15 protein-coding genes are annotated in these 13,428 nt (G+C 51.3%); all 15 read right to left on the bottom strand.

Annotated elements, in window-relative coordinates; all coding sequences use genetic code 11:
• Nucleotides 1-40: 40 nt before the first annotated feature.
• The 15 genes from KHA84_RS01280 to truA all read right to left on the bottom strand — a co-directional run bounded on the left by KHA84_RS01280 (nucleotide 41) and on the right by truA (nucleotide 13,357).
• Nucleotides 41-3,679, bottom strand: a complete 3,639-nt coding sequence (locus KHA84_RS01280; RefSeq protein WP_213421506.1) for a multicopper oxidase domain-containing protein — start codon at nucleotides 3,677-3,679, stop codon at nucleotides 41-43.
• Between the two features lie 15 nt (nucleotides 3,680-3,694).
• Nucleotides 3,695-3,982 carry a hypothetical protein gene (locus tag KHA84_RS01285; protein WP_213421508.1) on the bottom strand — a complete coding sequence of 96 codons (288 nt, stop codon included), beginning with the start codon at nucleotides 3,980-3,982 and terminating at the stop codon, nucleotides 3,695-3,697.
• Between the two features lie 35 nt (nucleotides 3,983-4,017).
• Nucleotides 4,018-4,347 (bottom strand): hypothetical protein, encoded by a 330-nt coding sequence (locus KHA84_RS01290; RefSeq protein ID WP_236823044.1) that lies wholly within the window; start codon nucleotides 4,345-4,347, stop codon nucleotides 4,018-4,020.
• Nucleotides 4,348-4,393: 46 nt separating this feature from the next.
• Complete coding sequence (locus KHA84_RS01295) at nucleotides 4,394-5,071, bottom strand: hypothetical protein (protein WP_213421510.1); 678 nt, start codon at nucleotides 5,069-5,071, stop codon at nucleotides 4,394-4,396.
• 183 nt (nucleotides 5,072-5,254) lie between these two features.
• Nucleotides 5,255-5,839, bottom strand: coding sequence for an SCO family protein (locus KHA84_RS01300; protein WP_213421512.1), 585 nt, complete (start codon nucleotides 5,837-5,839; stop codon nucleotides 5,255-5,257).
• A gap of 10 nt (nucleotides 5,840-5,849) precedes the next feature.
• Nucleotides 5,850-6,311: a hypothetical protein gene (locus KHA84_RS01305; protein ID WP_213421513.1), complete on the bottom strand. Its 462-nt coding sequence runs from the start codon at nucleotides 6,309-6,311 to the stop codon at nucleotides 5,850-5,852.
• 10 nt (nucleotides 6,312-6,321) lie between these two features.
• Nucleotides 6,322-6,741 carry a hypothetical protein gene (locus KHA84_RS01310; protein ID WP_213421515.1) on the bottom strand — a complete coding sequence of 140 codons (420 nt, stop codon included), beginning with the start codon at nucleotides 6,739-6,741 and terminating at the stop codon, nucleotides 6,322-6,324.
• A 202-nt stretch (nucleotides 6,742-6,943) separates the two neighbouring features.
• Nucleotides 6,944-7,669 (bottom strand): MerR family transcriptional regulator, encoded by a 726-nt coding sequence (locus KHA84_RS01315; RefSeq protein ID WP_213421517.1) that lies wholly within the window; start codon nucleotides 7,667-7,669, stop codon nucleotides 6,944-6,946.
• Between the two features lie 37 nt (nucleotides 7,670-7,706).
• On the bottom strand, nucleotides 7,707-8,567 hold the full coding sequence (locus KHA84_RS01320; RefSeq protein ID WP_213421519.1) for an Hsp33 family molecular chaperone HslO: 861 nt from the start codon (nucleotides 8,565-8,567) through the stop codon (nucleotides 7,707-7,709).
• A 126-nt stretch (nucleotides 8,568-8,693) separates the two neighbouring features.
• Entirely contained in the window at nucleotides 8,694-9,128 is a 435-nt protein-coding gene (locus KHA84_RS01325) for a DMT family transporter (protein ID WP_213421521.1), read from the bottom strand.
• A 142-nt stretch (nucleotides 9,129-9,270) separates the two neighbouring features.
• The gene (locus KHA84_RS01330) at nucleotides 9,271-9,891 is read right to left on the bottom strand and encodes an NAD(P)-dependent oxidoreductase (protein ID WP_213421525.1); all 621 of its coding nucleotides are present in this window, start codon (nucleotides 9,889-9,891) and stop codon (nucleotides 9,271-9,273) included.
• Between the two features lie 492 nt (nucleotides 9,892-10,383).
• Nucleotides 10,384-11,319, bottom strand: a complete 936-nt coding sequence (locus tag KHA84_RS01335; protein WP_213421527.1) for an NADP-dependent oxidoreductase — start codon at nucleotides 11,317-11,319, stop codon at nucleotides 10,384-10,386.
• A gap of 258 nt (nucleotides 11,320-11,577) precedes the next feature.
• Nucleotides 11,578-11,970: a 30S ribosomal protein S9 gene (gene rpsI / locus KHA84_RS01340; protein ID WP_063182465.1), complete on the bottom strand. Its 393-nt coding sequence runs from the start codon at nucleotides 11,968-11,970 to the stop codon at nucleotides 11,578-11,580.
• Nucleotides 11,971-11,988: 18 nt separating this feature from the next.
• Nucleotides 11,989-12,426 carry a 50S ribosomal protein L13 gene (rplM, locus tag KHA84_RS01345; RefSeq protein WP_092093314.1) on the bottom strand — a complete coding sequence of 146 codons (438 nt, stop codon included), beginning with the start codon at nucleotides 12,424-12,426 and terminating at the stop codon, nucleotides 11,989-11,991.
• 184 nt (nucleotides 12,427-12,610) lie between these two features.
• Nucleotides 12,611-13,357: a tRNA pseudouridine(38-40) synthase TruA gene (gene truA / locus KHA84_RS01350; protein WP_213421529.1), complete on the bottom strand. Its 747-nt coding sequence runs from the start codon at nucleotides 13,355-13,357 to the stop codon at nucleotides 12,611-12,613.
• Nucleotides 13,358-13,428 lie beyond the last annotated feature (71 nt).

The raw sequence follows: 13,428 nt of genomic DNA on the forward strand, positions 1-13,428 counted from the left end.
GGAGAGGCCGGAAAACGGCCCACTCCTTTTTTAGCGGCAGTTATTCTTTAAGAGGCGGCAGATGCTTTTGGAGGGTTTTATGGACCCTCATGATGCCCCACATGCCCTGCTCGATATCCCAGCGGATATTCCCGGAGCGGTACATGTAATCACCCGGATTCCCTCCCAGCGACCCTGCACCGCCGTCCAACAGCAAGTTTCGGACCGCTCCGGCCACGTTAAAGCCGACAAACGATTCAATTCGTGAGTATATATCTTTAGAATCGAAATGCCAGCGGTGCCCATGAAGGTGGAACGTATGCGTCCGCCGCCTTTCTGCAGGCGTCACCAACCTGATGGTGACCGGGTCCCCCACATAGCTCTCAAATACCGGAGTGGCCGGGTCTCCAAAGACTTTGGAAGAAAACAGTTCATGGAGCACCGGATGCTCCCGGTAGCGGTTGATGAGCCGCTCTGAGCGATAGTTGAATCCGCGCGATCCCTGATCGTACGTGTCCAGCAGATCCTCATCGGCCTCGTCGGGAGCCAACAGGATGCCGTCAACCGGATCAACGATCACCTGATTGTTTTTGTCGAGAAGCCGGACGCCATCATGCATCACCAGTACGAATTCCCTGATATCCGGAAGAAGCGGGTTTTTCAGAATCACATTCGCTCCCGAACTGGCGGGCTTCAGCGTGTACGGATCCAGATATTTCGTCCCCCTCGGCTCGGCTATAAATGCTCCGAAGGCACCGTGGCCTTTGTGGTTCCGGAAGTCCGCCATATCCCAAAGGCCGCAGGCGCCGACCTGGGTATCCACAAACCAGCGGTAGGTCCTTGTCTCGCCCGGACCGACCGTCTGGTCACCATTGAATCCGACCGTTTCTCCGGAAGAGTTTTTGACGTCATAGTCAATCAGTTGCGGATGCAGCGAAATCCTCAGGGACGGCGGATAAAACGCCTGCTCCTTGACCTGGGGATATGGGTAAATCCCGTCCTTAAACGGGAACAGGTCGAATTTCAGCATGCTGGTCAGCGTCACATCGACGGTGTCCCCCACATTAGCCCGGAGGATCAGCGGCTCCGGCTTTTTCTTTCCTTTCAGCAGATCATCCATGTCTTTTCGGTGGGCGAACACGATTCCGTGCGGGTCATGGTCTCCGTACCGGTTATATTCCAGCGGGATCTGGAAAGCGACGATATCAAATTTCCGGATCGGCCCTTTAACCGGTCGGCAGGTCGGATCATCAGCCGGCGGCACATGGCCTGTGCATTCCGGCTGCGGCTTGGAGCGTTTCGGCGGATTCGGGCGATCTGACAGAGGGATCAGGTCAGGAGCCCGTTCGGCATATGCCCGTATCAGCCCCCACAGGCCGTTCCACAGATCCTCCTCTGTTTCAAAGGCCCATAAATAGTCCCCGGCCCTCGGAATGTAGGTCTCCATGGTGAACGACTCCGATATTCCGATATGCTGCTGGCAGTCCAGCCGGGAAAGCAGGTCTCCGCGTTCCTTGAGCCACCTGAGCCCATGGACATTAAAGCTATGGGATTCTTCCTGTGCCCCTTGCAACAGCCGGATCCGTATCGGATCGCCCTCGTAGGCGTATAGAATTGGAGTCACCGGGTCCCCATGGACGTGGGAGCTGAAGCTGTAGGCCGGATCGCAATCCTTTCCGAGCCGGAATTGCAGCGGTTCGTTTTTATAATTCACTCCGAACAGGCCTGGATCATCCTGAGAACCCGGGAACTTTGGTGGATTGAGCGGTTTTCCATTTTTGTCGAACAGAAGCGAAAAGTCCTGTGCGAAGAGTGCAAAGTCCCTGTAGTTTGGAATGAGCGGGTGCTCTACGGTCACTTGCGTTCCATGGTCCACTTCCTTGCCGGTCTTCGGATCAAGGAATGTTGAGAAGCGGGGATGGACGACGCCCGATCCGAATACCCCGTGCTGCTGGTGAGATAAGGGGAACAGATGATCATGGAAAAACCACGCTTTCAGCTCCACATCCGCAAAGTAGGAATATTGGGCGGTTTCCCCCGGCAGGATGGAGGAATCGTAATTCCAGCCTACGTTTCCTCCGTCACAGACAAGAACGTCGAATTTGACGAAATGGATATGGAATCCGTTTTCATACGTCCTTGTGACCAGCTGGAATGCGTCACCATCCAAAATGTGCGGCAGCCGATTGGTGTAATTGATCTTGATGCACGTATTGGCCGGGGCATGGATGACGAGCGGTTCCGGCTCTTTTTTGCCGGAACAGACGTCATCCAAGTCTTCGTCCAAGACATACATCCGGCCCTTCGGATCATGCCACCCGTGCCTGTTGTACGTGATGGGGAGTTCGATGAGGGAGATATTGAATTCCTTGACCTTGACCCCTTCCGGACACGGATCGGTGAATACCGCTCCCGGCCGAGGGTTCGGAATGGCCGCATGCCGCTCGAGTTCGGTCAATCCCCTGCCTCCGACAATACCAAGCGGCGGACGGGGCGCTTTGTTCCCGACCTTGCCCGGTATGAAGTTTGGAAATCCCGGTCTCAGCTTGGTCGGCTTCGGCGGCGGTTCCCGGTCCGGGAGCGGCTGGAGTGCTTTGATCGGCACCCCGTTCGGATAACACTGGCTGCCGTCCTGGAGGGTATCGAAGACCCGGTTCATTCCCCACATGCCGGCTGCAAAATGGGGATACAGGTGGCAGTGGATGATCGCATCTCCGAACGAACCCTGCAAACTGCCGAGACCGTAAAGCGGCTCGATCGTATAGTGAGACTGAGGGCTGATGGCCTGGGCGTCGATGATTTCGGATGCCAGATCTCCCGGGTCGCTGAACCATTGGTGGACATGATAGTGGAACACATGGGTTTCCTTCGAACCCCCATGGAACAGACGGATTTTCGCCGGATCCCCGACATAGCCCCTCAGGATGGGTGCCGACGGATCTCCGAACACCCAGGAATCATGGTGGACTTCCTCCCCCGCGGCATTCGGCGCGACGACTCCTTCTGCGAGCAGCTGAGACCTCCGGTTTTCAGGTTCATAGCGGTAATTGGCCCCATGAAACGACTCTTCTTCCTGGTTAGTGAGATGGTTGATCGGGCGGTTCCCCGTGATGTCGTCCACTTCCATCTCATCATGGAACATCCAGACATATTCCCGGAAAGAAGGCAGAAGCGGGTGATGGATATCCGCATAGACTCCGCTGTTGCAAGGCTTCCCCGTCACCGGGTCTGTCCACCAGGAATACCGGTGCTGCACCACCAGCGCTCCGAAAAGGCCGTTCGGACTCGAACCACTTTCAGAGCTTGACGGATTTCCCAAGTCTGAAAAAAAGTAATTTCCTGCATGGACCGTTCGGATCCTGTAAAGCACACTTTGACCGGGCGCAGCCGTGCTGTCTTTGTTGAAGCCCACCATGGCACCATCGGAATCACAGACATCATAATCTGCTTCCTGGAAATGGATTCCGGTATTGAACGGCAGCTTGTTTTCGAATAAAACTTCCACCGTATCGCCCTCATTGGCCCGGATCACAAGCGGTTCAACGAGATCGACCGGAGTGAACGGATTTTTCCTGACCAGATCCTTTACTTTCTGTTCATTTTCTTTTAGTACATACATCATGCCATTCGGATTGTGGTCTCCGAACGTATTGACCACAATCCGGATCGGAATGGCCACCACGTGGTACCTGCGTATCATGATTCATCCTCCTTTCTAATCGTTTTTCAGGTCAGGAATTTTCTCTCCGAGTCCGGTCTCGATATAAAACACATCAATCGAATGGATATGAACGTGCCATTCCTTCCCTTCAAGCGCAGGGACATGGGAGGTAAGCACATCCACTACGGCCATATCATCAACAACATCTTTGAGGATGCCGATATACATGAACGGGAATGATTCGGTCAATATAAATATTTTTCTTCCTTTGTTCCTCTTGAAATGCTCAACAATCGCCTCATCCCGTCTAACGTTGACCATACGCATATTTTGAAATTCCATAAATACACCTCCTTGCCTGTACTCTGCGGACCGGATTAGGTCAGTGGGAACACGAGATCGCACGGGACTTCGGTTGAGAAAGCAGTGATCCTCTCCAGCGGTATGCTCAGGGGGAACGGATATCTGTAGAAAGGCGCGTTCACCATTTTGACGTTCACCGGCGACAAGGTAATATGTCCCCCGCCGATCTCCTCGAGCGTGCCGCAGAAAATTGGGCGGAACACTTGCCCGAGCAGGTTAAGCTGGACGGCGTTCGTGATGACCAGCAGCTGTCTTCCCTTCAGCTTTTTAAATTTCTCCAGCAGCTCCTCACCTTCTTCGCACCAATGGCCTGAACCTAATTTTTCAGGATGATTCTCGTTCATTTCATCTCACCTCCCCAAAAGCGACTTCAACCCGGACGTTCCAGCATTAAAAAACGGCGCGGATCCATTCCTTCCATACGGCCATGATCCGGATGGTTGTGACGGATTGGATCCTTTCCAGAGGAATCACATGATTGTTGCGCAGGAGTTTCAGATGGAGATGTTTCTTGTCCGTCTTCATGATTCTTCCGGTGAACCTCCCGCCGTCTGTCCGGACTTCGACCCAGGTCCCCTGCCAGGTATGCAAGTTTGTTCTCAGGGACTCTTCGAAAAACTGCTGCACGAGTGCATCCCTTTTGGCGACCGTTTCACCGAACTTGAGGATGATTTTTTGTCGCAGCTGATTGTCATAGATGAAGTTCTGATGGGGGTTGGAATAGGTAGGAGTACCAACCGGGATCTCTGCAGACCCGATGGCGGCATACGGGAGCCAGATTCGTTTCTTCAGGCTGGTGAGCATGACGAAATCCCTGCCGACCGCCGTCACTTTTCCGGAGATCGTGTTCTCCTCTTTCTCTGTGAACAGGGGAGTGATGACGACTTCCTGATGCCGTTTCATTTTGAAAAACTTCTTGAGGACCAGTGTTTTTCGGTGCGGTTCATAATGACCGATCATCTTGAACAAATTCGTTTGGGTGATTTGTTCCTCAAGAATGCGCGTTTCCTCCGCTGACACCGCGCTTGTCGGTGATGAAAATGATGGATGTTCACTTGATTTCGTCATTGCTGCCCCTGCCTTTCCGTGGTTCTCTCCTTTACCGTTTAATCGCTAATATATGGACTGGGAAAATTTTGGTTTAGTCCTTTAACCCGTGATATCGATGGAACATGAAAATACCGAGCCGCCAAATAGGAAGCACGGTAATGTGTGATAGATTAAAGCCCGTCGCGGCCGTCTGCCTGCGGGTTATTTAATCAGCGTTTCAATATGCTCTGCAATCTGCTCCACATTGACTGCCGCCTGGCCCGTGTTCATGTCGTGGATGGACCTGATCTGATTTTCTTCATCCAATACATACATGGTCGTGCCATGGACAATCTGGCCGCCCTGGTCTTTCAGGAAAGCCAGCTTGAACTGGTTCGTGACCTCCTTCGTCTGCTCAGCCGTACCCCGGAGAAATACCCAGTTCCGGGCAGTGATGTCGAACTGGTCTTTGTATTGTTCAATCCTGTCCACTGTATCCACTACCGGGTCAAGGGTGATGAGGATGACGTCGTAGTCTTTTTCTTGAACGTCCTTGCCCTCCAACGTTTCTTGAAGCCTCAGCAAGTCGATCACAGTCATTGGACAAACATCCGGGCACTGAGTGTAATAAAAAGCCACGAGCTTCGGCTTGCCTGAGGAAAAAGTATCCGTTTCACCCGTAATCGACGGCAGCTGAGGATCATCGATGGAGCCCAGTTTGGGAAGTTCCACAGTCCGGGGCCATAAAAAGTAGACCGCTGCAAATCCGAGAAGAGCGATCAAAGCAATAACCAAGAGTCTTTTCAAGCGGTTCACCTCAAACTCTCATTGAATATAAAACGAGCCCCACAACAACGGTGAGCAACAGCGTGGCGAATCCGCAAAGCTGATACATATTCAGCAGGATCTGGGTGTGGTTGGAGATGGGAATACTGCAGATTTGCGGATTCTTCAGCACTTCTCCGATCATCACACCCATCGAGGCACCGATCAGCCCATTGTAAAGACCGCTTAAGACGGAGTGGTATTTGGCGAGCGCTCCGAAAAGAGTCCCGATAACCACTCCAAGTAGAAGGTTCACCAGGAAAACCAGGGAGAGACCGGCAGACATCAACACCGTCACATGCATGCCCAATACGAGTGTAATGCCCATTGTCGCCGTGTTGGTCATCGTGGTGGCGTACCGGTCGTCAAACAACTGCTTTTTTTTGCGCAATCGAAAATAGCAGAAAAATGTTGCCGAAACGTTCCAGATCATCAGCCCTGCAATGCCCAGCATTTCCTCACCCTCATGATCTCTTGACCGCGGCAAACAGGACAACGATGATCAGGCAGATGAACACTTCCAGAACCACCGTAAAAAATAGGGGGTCCGTTAGAATGGCCCCCAGCATGGGCGCCATCATGCCCATCATCATGCCGTTGATCAGTCCGGTCAGCATCGTCTGGTAGTCGAAGAGCGCCCCGAACAACGCGCCGCCTCCCATCCCGCCCAAAGCAGCCACTATCGTGATGGCTGTAAAGTGGAAGGGATATTGGAAGATCAGAAAAATCCCCGCCGACAGGCCGACAAGCCCGCCCAGAGCCATGGCAATATTCATGCCCAGATGAAAACCGATCAGCCTCCGGCGGCGGTGCACGTAGACATACAGCAAAGCAAACAGCACCAAATTGGTGTACAGGATCAAGACAAACGAAAGCTCGCGCATCCAACCACCTCCCGACAGGATATGCGGGCTTAGCGGTTGTCGGGCCGGCCTATGTCCGGTTCAAGGCGGAGTTTGGACCACTTTCTTAGGCGGACGGACACAACACAAAAAAGCCCTTCTCTAAAAAGAGAAGAAGCCTCCATCACCGTTCCTATGCGTTTTACTTGGAGAGTGGCCACCGAATACGTTAACAGGTCATCGATTACGGTTGCAGTGCTTGATAAATGTATGCATAAAGATCTTCGTCAATTTCGTATTGCAGCTCATTGCCAGGGTGATCATAATGAAACTGCTCAGCCTGTTTCCGGAGCTCAGGATCTTTTCCGGAGAAGGTATCCACAATGTCATTCCATCTCTGTGCAAATTTTCGTACTTCAGGAGATGAGGGGGACGTTCCCTTCATCTTCTCCTTCCTGATCTGTCCAATAAGACTTTTGAACTCTTCCTCCAAACGGGCCACCTGTTGTTCGTCTGTTTTTTCAAATGTCTTCCGCATACCCGCCATCTGCTGTTCTGAAAAGTACTTGTTCTGATTTAATTTGAATGCCTCCAATAAGTTCAAAATGTCTTCCACCGTTCTTGCCTGGTGATGTCGGGCGGCAAGCAAAGCTGTCTCCAGCTCCTCCAACAACCTTTGACTCCTGCTTATTTCACGCCGCACCTGATCAATCTGTGCCTGGATGATGGATACCGCGGAATCTTTTCTGTCATGGCTGAGTGTGACCTGGATTTCCTTTAGTGAAAGTCCCAGTTGCTTTAACGACAGGATGGGCTGCAGTCTTTCCATATCCTCTTTTGTATATTGTCTATGGCCGGTCTCCGTATGCCGTGATGGAGAGAACAGTCCGATTTGGTCATAATGTCTCAGAGTCCTTACCGTCAGGCCTGCAAGCTCGGCAAGCTCTCCAATCTTCCATGATTCTTTCATATTGCCATTCCCCGCTTCCTCATTTCGCCTGCCGCCTTTACATTAAAGATACGACCTCCTCGGCCATAAATGAATATCTCTTGCCGCAAACGTGGCAGAAGGTTTCAATGGTTCGATTGTCTTTTATCGTTTTGCTGATTTCCTCTTTTCCCAGCGACTGCAGGAGTCCAATAAACAACTCTCTCGTGCAGCCACAGAAAAAGCGGCATTCGCTTGTTCCAATCAGCTTCATATCCTTAAACACCTTTTGAAGAGCTTCTTCGCTCCCTGTGAAATTCCCTGCTTTTATCTCATCCAGAAGTTCCCGTTCTGCCCCTAAGGTTCGTTTCAGTTCGTCTAACAATTCCGGAGAAGCTCCGGGCAGCAGTTGTGCATAGATGGCATGGGCAGAGATCGGCTCACCGTCAGGACCCAGCCTGACGGGCGCGGCAAAGTGAGTCAGGGTCTGATCACTCTGCATAAAATGACGCGCGAAATCTTCCGCAATGTTTTGTGCCGGCATATCGGTGATGCTCGTATACTGGTGCAGATCGTTGCCTTTTACCATCCTGAGCATGCCCCTTGGACCGATCAGATCATGAGTTGAGCCGTATTGGCATTCCTGCATATCAAATAGTGCTTCGTTGAGATAGCCCCTTATATTTCCTCGGGCATCTGCGTCTGCCGAAATTTTCTGCGTACGGTCACTCATTGAAAGCGCCAGGCTAAGCCTCTGATTCCCTTTTAGTGTTCCGGTCAGAATGCCCATCAAGGAGAGGGTCTGGGCAAGAAGGAGCTTGGGGACAGCCGGAACCCTTTCGTTCATCTGATACACTTTCCGGACCAGTTCAGTCTGATCAGCCATATACAGCCTGATCTGATCGTTGCCGACCAACATTTTGATGATCAAGTTCTTCATAGCCACACCTCCGTTTCAACTGTTTGTTCACACTTTAAATCATGACGTTACGTAAGGTTCAAGCGTTAAATGCCAAAACACCAAAAACCCTCTCTGAAGTTCAGAGAGGGCGGTTCCGGATAAGGTTCACTTCTGGTTGAACAAGTATAGCGACACAAACAGCAGCACAATCGCGATCAGCTTTTTGGCATCGACCGGGAAGCGTTCCCCTCCGAACAGCCCGAAATGGTCGATCACCGCGCCCATGATCATCTGTCCCGCAATAATTCCGGCCAGAGCCGCCGCCACACCGATTTTCGGCACGGAAAAGACCAGAATGAGCACATAAACCGCACCCATAAGCCCTCCAAGCAGCTGCCATTTCGGAACCGATGCCACGGCCAGCAAGTTTCCGTTCCCGAAAAAGATAACGGCAAAGAACAGCGCGAGCGTGCCGATCAGAAACGAAATGAAAGACGCTTCGATTACTCCGACGTTTCTGCCCAGGTTCCCATTGACCTGGCTCTGTATGGCGACGGCGATGCCGCCGATCAATGCGAGTAACGGAAATAGCAGCTTCATTCAACATACTCCCCTTGCGAACAAGTCGTCTTAAAGTCTTTTTGAATATTGTATCAGAACGGTTCGCCCTTGCCCGAATCCAGGGCATTCAAATACCCTTTCCGACGGTATCCGGAAAGGGATGGTTTGTCTCACATCGGCCTTAGTAGGCGATTCCTACACGTTTCCTGATATATTCGCTGCTTCCGATCTGGCCATATGCGAATTCGGCCGTGTCCGGCACTGAGATCCTGCTGCCGCCTTCCGGCAGGAAATCCGCTTCCGTCCGGTAGTTGCCCAATCGCTCGCCCTCCGGCAAGTATGTCGGGCAGACGATGGTCCAATCGAGATCCGATTGCTTTAGCAAATTATAGACTTTCTCATGTTCTTCGGCGGCACGGGTTGTTTTGCGCTTGGATTCACTGGACTGATAGCGCAGGATTTCCGGATGGACCCGGCTCTGCAGGATTCCGGCAGTCCCGATCGTGATAATCCGCTTGATGCCTTCCGTTTCCATGGCCTTGATGATCAGCGGCATGCTTTCCGAGAGTGTCGTGCCTCCATCCGTATTGAGTGCGCTGATCACCACGTCCATTTCATGCATGGCGCGTGCAATCGCCGCTCTATTTAAAACATTCCCTTGAATGACAGTGAGATTTACATGATTCAATTGAACCTTTTCCGGGGTGCGCACCAGTACGGTGACATGATATCCGTCCTGTAGGGCATAAGTGACGATTTGACTTCCAACTCGTCCAGTCCCCCCTAAAATTAAGATATTCACGAATAAGCCTCCTTGACGCCGGTCTGGGTGACAATACGTGCCATTGAGACCGTACGTCTTACGCTCTTAAATAGATGCATTTTAATCGTTGACTCTATTTCAAATTCTACAGGAGCTTGATTTAGAACAGAAGGAGCACTACCTTATCCGGCATAATTCCTAGGAATCGCAAAAAATCGCAGGGGATTCTACACGGTTTTTCTGGAAAAGTTAATCTTCTATTGCCTCTTCCAGAGTTATTCTGACTTCAGAACTGGAGCTTCTTCTGTAACTACTTCTTCTTCAACCGGTTCAACCGTACCATGAACAGCTGAATTCGGAGCAGCATGTAATTTTGCCGTCTTACTGCACGTACACTTACTTGTGATTGGCCAGTTTTCTCTGCTTTAGCTTGAACCTGAGCCCCTAAAGGAACAAAAACAGATCGCTTGCAACTCAATGCAAAGCGATCCGTTTTCGCTATTAATGCTCTCAATTAAATTTTTTGCATTTTTACCTTATTTCAATGACAATCTTGCCTTTCGCATGATGGCTTTCGCTTAGGGCATGCGCTTCCTTGATCCCTTCCTCGGATAGAGGAAATCTATGTCCAATAACCACTTTGAGTTTGTTTTGTTCCAGAAGATCAGCCATCTTTGCTAGTTGTTCTCCATTGGGATCAAGCCAAACATTGCCTGATTTTATGTTTTTCTGTGAAGCGATTTCTTGATCTGGGTTAGAAACAATAGATGCCAGCCTTCCGCCTTCTTTTAACACAGTAAAGCTTTTTTTCTGAATTTCTCCTCCCATTGAATCAAGTACGAAATCATAATCTTTAAGAACTTTTTCAAAATCTTGCTTTTTGTAATCAATCACTTCATCAGCTCCGAGTGACTTTAAAAATTCAACATTATGGGTTCCGGCTGTAGTCGCCACATAAGCACCGGCTTCTTTGGCAAGCTGGACGGCAAATGTTCCTACGCCTCCCGCTCCTGCATGAATGAGGACTTTTTCACCTTTTTTGATATTACCAAAATCGAATAGACACTGCCATGCTGTCAGGCCAGCAAGCGGAACACAGGCGGCTTCTTCAAAGCTTATATTATCCGGGATTCTGGCGAGCAAATGTTGATCTACTGCCGTATATTCCGCATACGTTCCCCGATTTGTCGTTTCAGGACGAGCAAACACCCTGTCCCCAGCTTTAAAGTCTGTAACCTTTTCACCAACTTCATCAACGATACCTGCAGCATCCCATCCTAAAATAATCGGGAAATCAAACGGTATCATTTCTTTCAGGTATCCTTCTCGAAGCTTCCAGTCAATTGGATTAATCGAAGTAGCATGGAGCTTCACAATGACTTGTTTTTCTCCAGGAACAGGCTTTTCAAATTCCGTTTCTTTCAATTGTTCTTTTCCGCCATATTGATCAATCACAATTGCCTTCATTTAATCCACTCCTCTATTTTTAAAGACCATAAAAGAAATAGCTTTGAGATGTCTTTCTTGGCTAAATTACAATCTGGAGCCGCCTGCTTTTTTTGTCGGTACTCTATTACTATGTACAATTGCCGGCCTTCTTAAACATTAAATCAGAATCAGCGGCTAGTGAGAAGATTCATAGGCTTCGCCATGAAGGATTCCAATTAAAATACCCTCTCTGCTCCATAAGAGCAAAGAGGGCAAACCTTTGGTAGATAAGGTTGATTAGCGCTTCGAGAACTGAGGTGCACGACGCGCGCCTTTGAGACCGTACTTCTTACGTTCCTTCATGCGTGGGTCACGCGTAAGGAGACCTGCAGTTTTGAGTGCAGGACGGAAGTCAGGGTCTACCTGAAGCAGGGCACGGGCAACGCCGTGGCGGATTGCGCCGGCTTGTCCGGTGTAGCCGCCGCCGTTGACGTTGACGAGAACGTCGTAGCTGCCGAGAGTTTCAGTCGCTACAAGCGGTTGCTTGATGACTTCACGGAGTGTTTCGAATGGAATGTAATCTTCTGCGTCACGGCCGTTGATCACGACTTTGCCTTCGCCGGGTACGAGGCGTACGCGGGCAACGGAAGTCTTGCGGCGGCCTGTGCCGATGTATTGAACTTGTGCCAAAGTGGTTCCTCCTCTTAATTACCCGCGAAGTTCGTAGACTTCCGGTTGTTGTGCTGCGTGTGGGTGTTCAGCGCCCGCGTAAACATGAAGTTTACGGTACATCTGACGGCCGAGCGGGCCTTTTGGAAGCATGCCCTTGATGGACGTTTCGAGAAGCTTTGTAGGGTACTTCTCGCGCATTTCGCCTGCAGTACGCTGACGGATGCCGCCCGGGTGGCCGGTGTGACGGTAGTAGATCTTGTTCTGGAGCTTGTTTCCAGTCATCTCGATCTTTTCTGCATTAATGATGATGACGTGGTCGCCTGTGTCCACGTTCGGAGTGTACGTTGGTTTATGCTTGCCGCGCAGGATTGCTGCGACTTCGGACGATAGACGGCCGAGCGTCTTGCCCTCTGCGTCGACAACGAGCCACTTGCGCTCGACTTCTTGGGCTTTCGCCATGTACGTTGTACGCATTTGTTAGTCCTCCTAAATTTCACTCAATCAAAAGTTCCGAGTTCCGAGTTCCGATTCTCTATCCCAAACACAAAGAAACCTTACCGGGGCATTCTTAGTGGGGTTATCGAAATACCGTTTATCATCATACCGTGAATTGGCATTGAAGTCAACCATTTTTGTGTGTACGCCAGGAAAAGTTGTTTCATTCCCCGTAGCGCACGTTTTCGAGGTATAAACCCTGTGCCTGCGCGGTTTTTCCGGCTTTGGACCGGTCTTTCGCAGAGAGGATGCCGGGGATGTCTCCGGGATCCAGTTCTCCCTTGCCGCACATCCAGAGGGTGCCGGCGATGATGCGGACCATGTTGTACAGGAAGCCGTTCCCGCTGATCACCATATGGAGTTCTTCTCCGTGCCTTTCGAACCGGATTGATTCGACGGTGCGGACTTTGTCCTCCACATCGGTCTTCGCCGAGCAGAAGCTCGTGAAGTCATGCGTGCCGACCAGGTGCCGGGCTCCCTCTTCCATGCGGGAAACATCCGGCGTCACGCCTAGCGACGGCGTCGTGAAATACCGCCTGAACGGACTGATGACATCCGACAAGTGCCAGATGTACCGGTAGGTTTTCCCCTTCGCCGAGAAGCGCGCGTGGAAGCTGTCAGGCACCGTCTCCGCGGAGAGGATGCGGACCGCACCGGGCAACCGCGTGTTAAGCGCCAAGGCCCATCGGCAGTCCGGGATGCCGAGCGGCGTATCGAAGTGGACGACCTGCCCGCTCGCATGCACACCGGCATCGGTACGGCCGGAGGCATGAACACGGACTGCCTCCCCCTTATGGATCACGGAGAGCGCCTGCTCCAGCTCGCCCTGGACAGTGCGCCCCTTCGGCTGGATCTGATAGCCTTCGAAGCCGCTCCCATCATAGGCGATGATCAGTTTGATGCGTGGCATGGAATCTCTCCTTTCAGGTATGGGGGAATGCATGGTGTGTCAGTCCGAATCGGGAGCGCTAAGTCCCAAAT

This window comes from Bhargavaea massiliensis (genome assembly GCF_018390575.1).
Lineage (GTDB): Bacteria > Bacillota > Bacilli > Bacillales_A > Planococcaceae > Bhargavaea > Bhargavaea massiliensis.

Coding starts and splice junctions, on each gene's coding strand:
- KHA84_RS01295 (WP_213421510.1), bottom strand. CDS start 5,071: ATGACGAAATCAAGTGAACATCCATCATTTTCATCACCGACAAGCGCG.
- KHA84_RS01320 (WP_213421519.1), bottom strand. CDS start 8,567: ATGAAGAACTTGATCATCAAAATGTTGGTCGGCAACGATCAGATCAGG.
- KHA84_RS01310 (WP_213421515.1), bottom strand. CDS start 6,741: ATGCGCGAGCTTTCGTTTGTCTTGATCCTGTACACCAATTTGGTGCTG.
- KHA84_RS01335 (WP_213421527.1), bottom strand. CDS start 11,319: ATGAAGGCAATTGTGATTGATCAATATGGCGGAAAAGAACAATTGAAA.
- KHA84_RS01280 (WP_213421506.1), bottom strand. CDS start 3,679: ATGATACGCAGGTACCACGTGGTGGCCATTCCGATCCGGATTGTGGTC.
- rplM (WP_092093314.1), bottom strand. CDS start 12,426: ATGCGTACAACGTACATGGCGAAAGCCCAAGAAGTCGAGCGCAAGTGG.
- KHA84_RS01305 (WP_213421513.1), bottom strand. CDS start 6,311: ATGCTGGGCATTGCAGGGCTGATGATCTGGAACGTTTCGGCAACATTT.
- KHA84_RS01290 (WP_236823044.1), bottom strand. CDS start 4,347: ATGAACGAGAATCATCCTGAAAAATTAGGTTCAGGCCATTGGTGCGAA.
- KHA84_RS01285 (WP_213421508.1), bottom strand. CDS start 3,982: ATGGAATTTCAAAATATGCGTATGGTCAACGTTAGACGGGATGAGGCG.
- KHA84_RS01315 (WP_213421517.1), bottom strand. CDS start 7,669: ATGAAAGAATCATGGAAGATTGGAGAGCTTGCCGAGCTTGCAGGCCTG.
- KHA84_RS01325 (WP_213421521.1), bottom strand. CDS start 9,128: ATGAAGCTGCTATTTCCGTTACTCGCATTGATCGGCGGCATCGCCGTC.
- truA (WP_213421529.1), bottom strand. CDS start 13,357: ATGCCACGCATCAAACTGATCATCGCCTATGATGGGAGCGGCTTCGAA.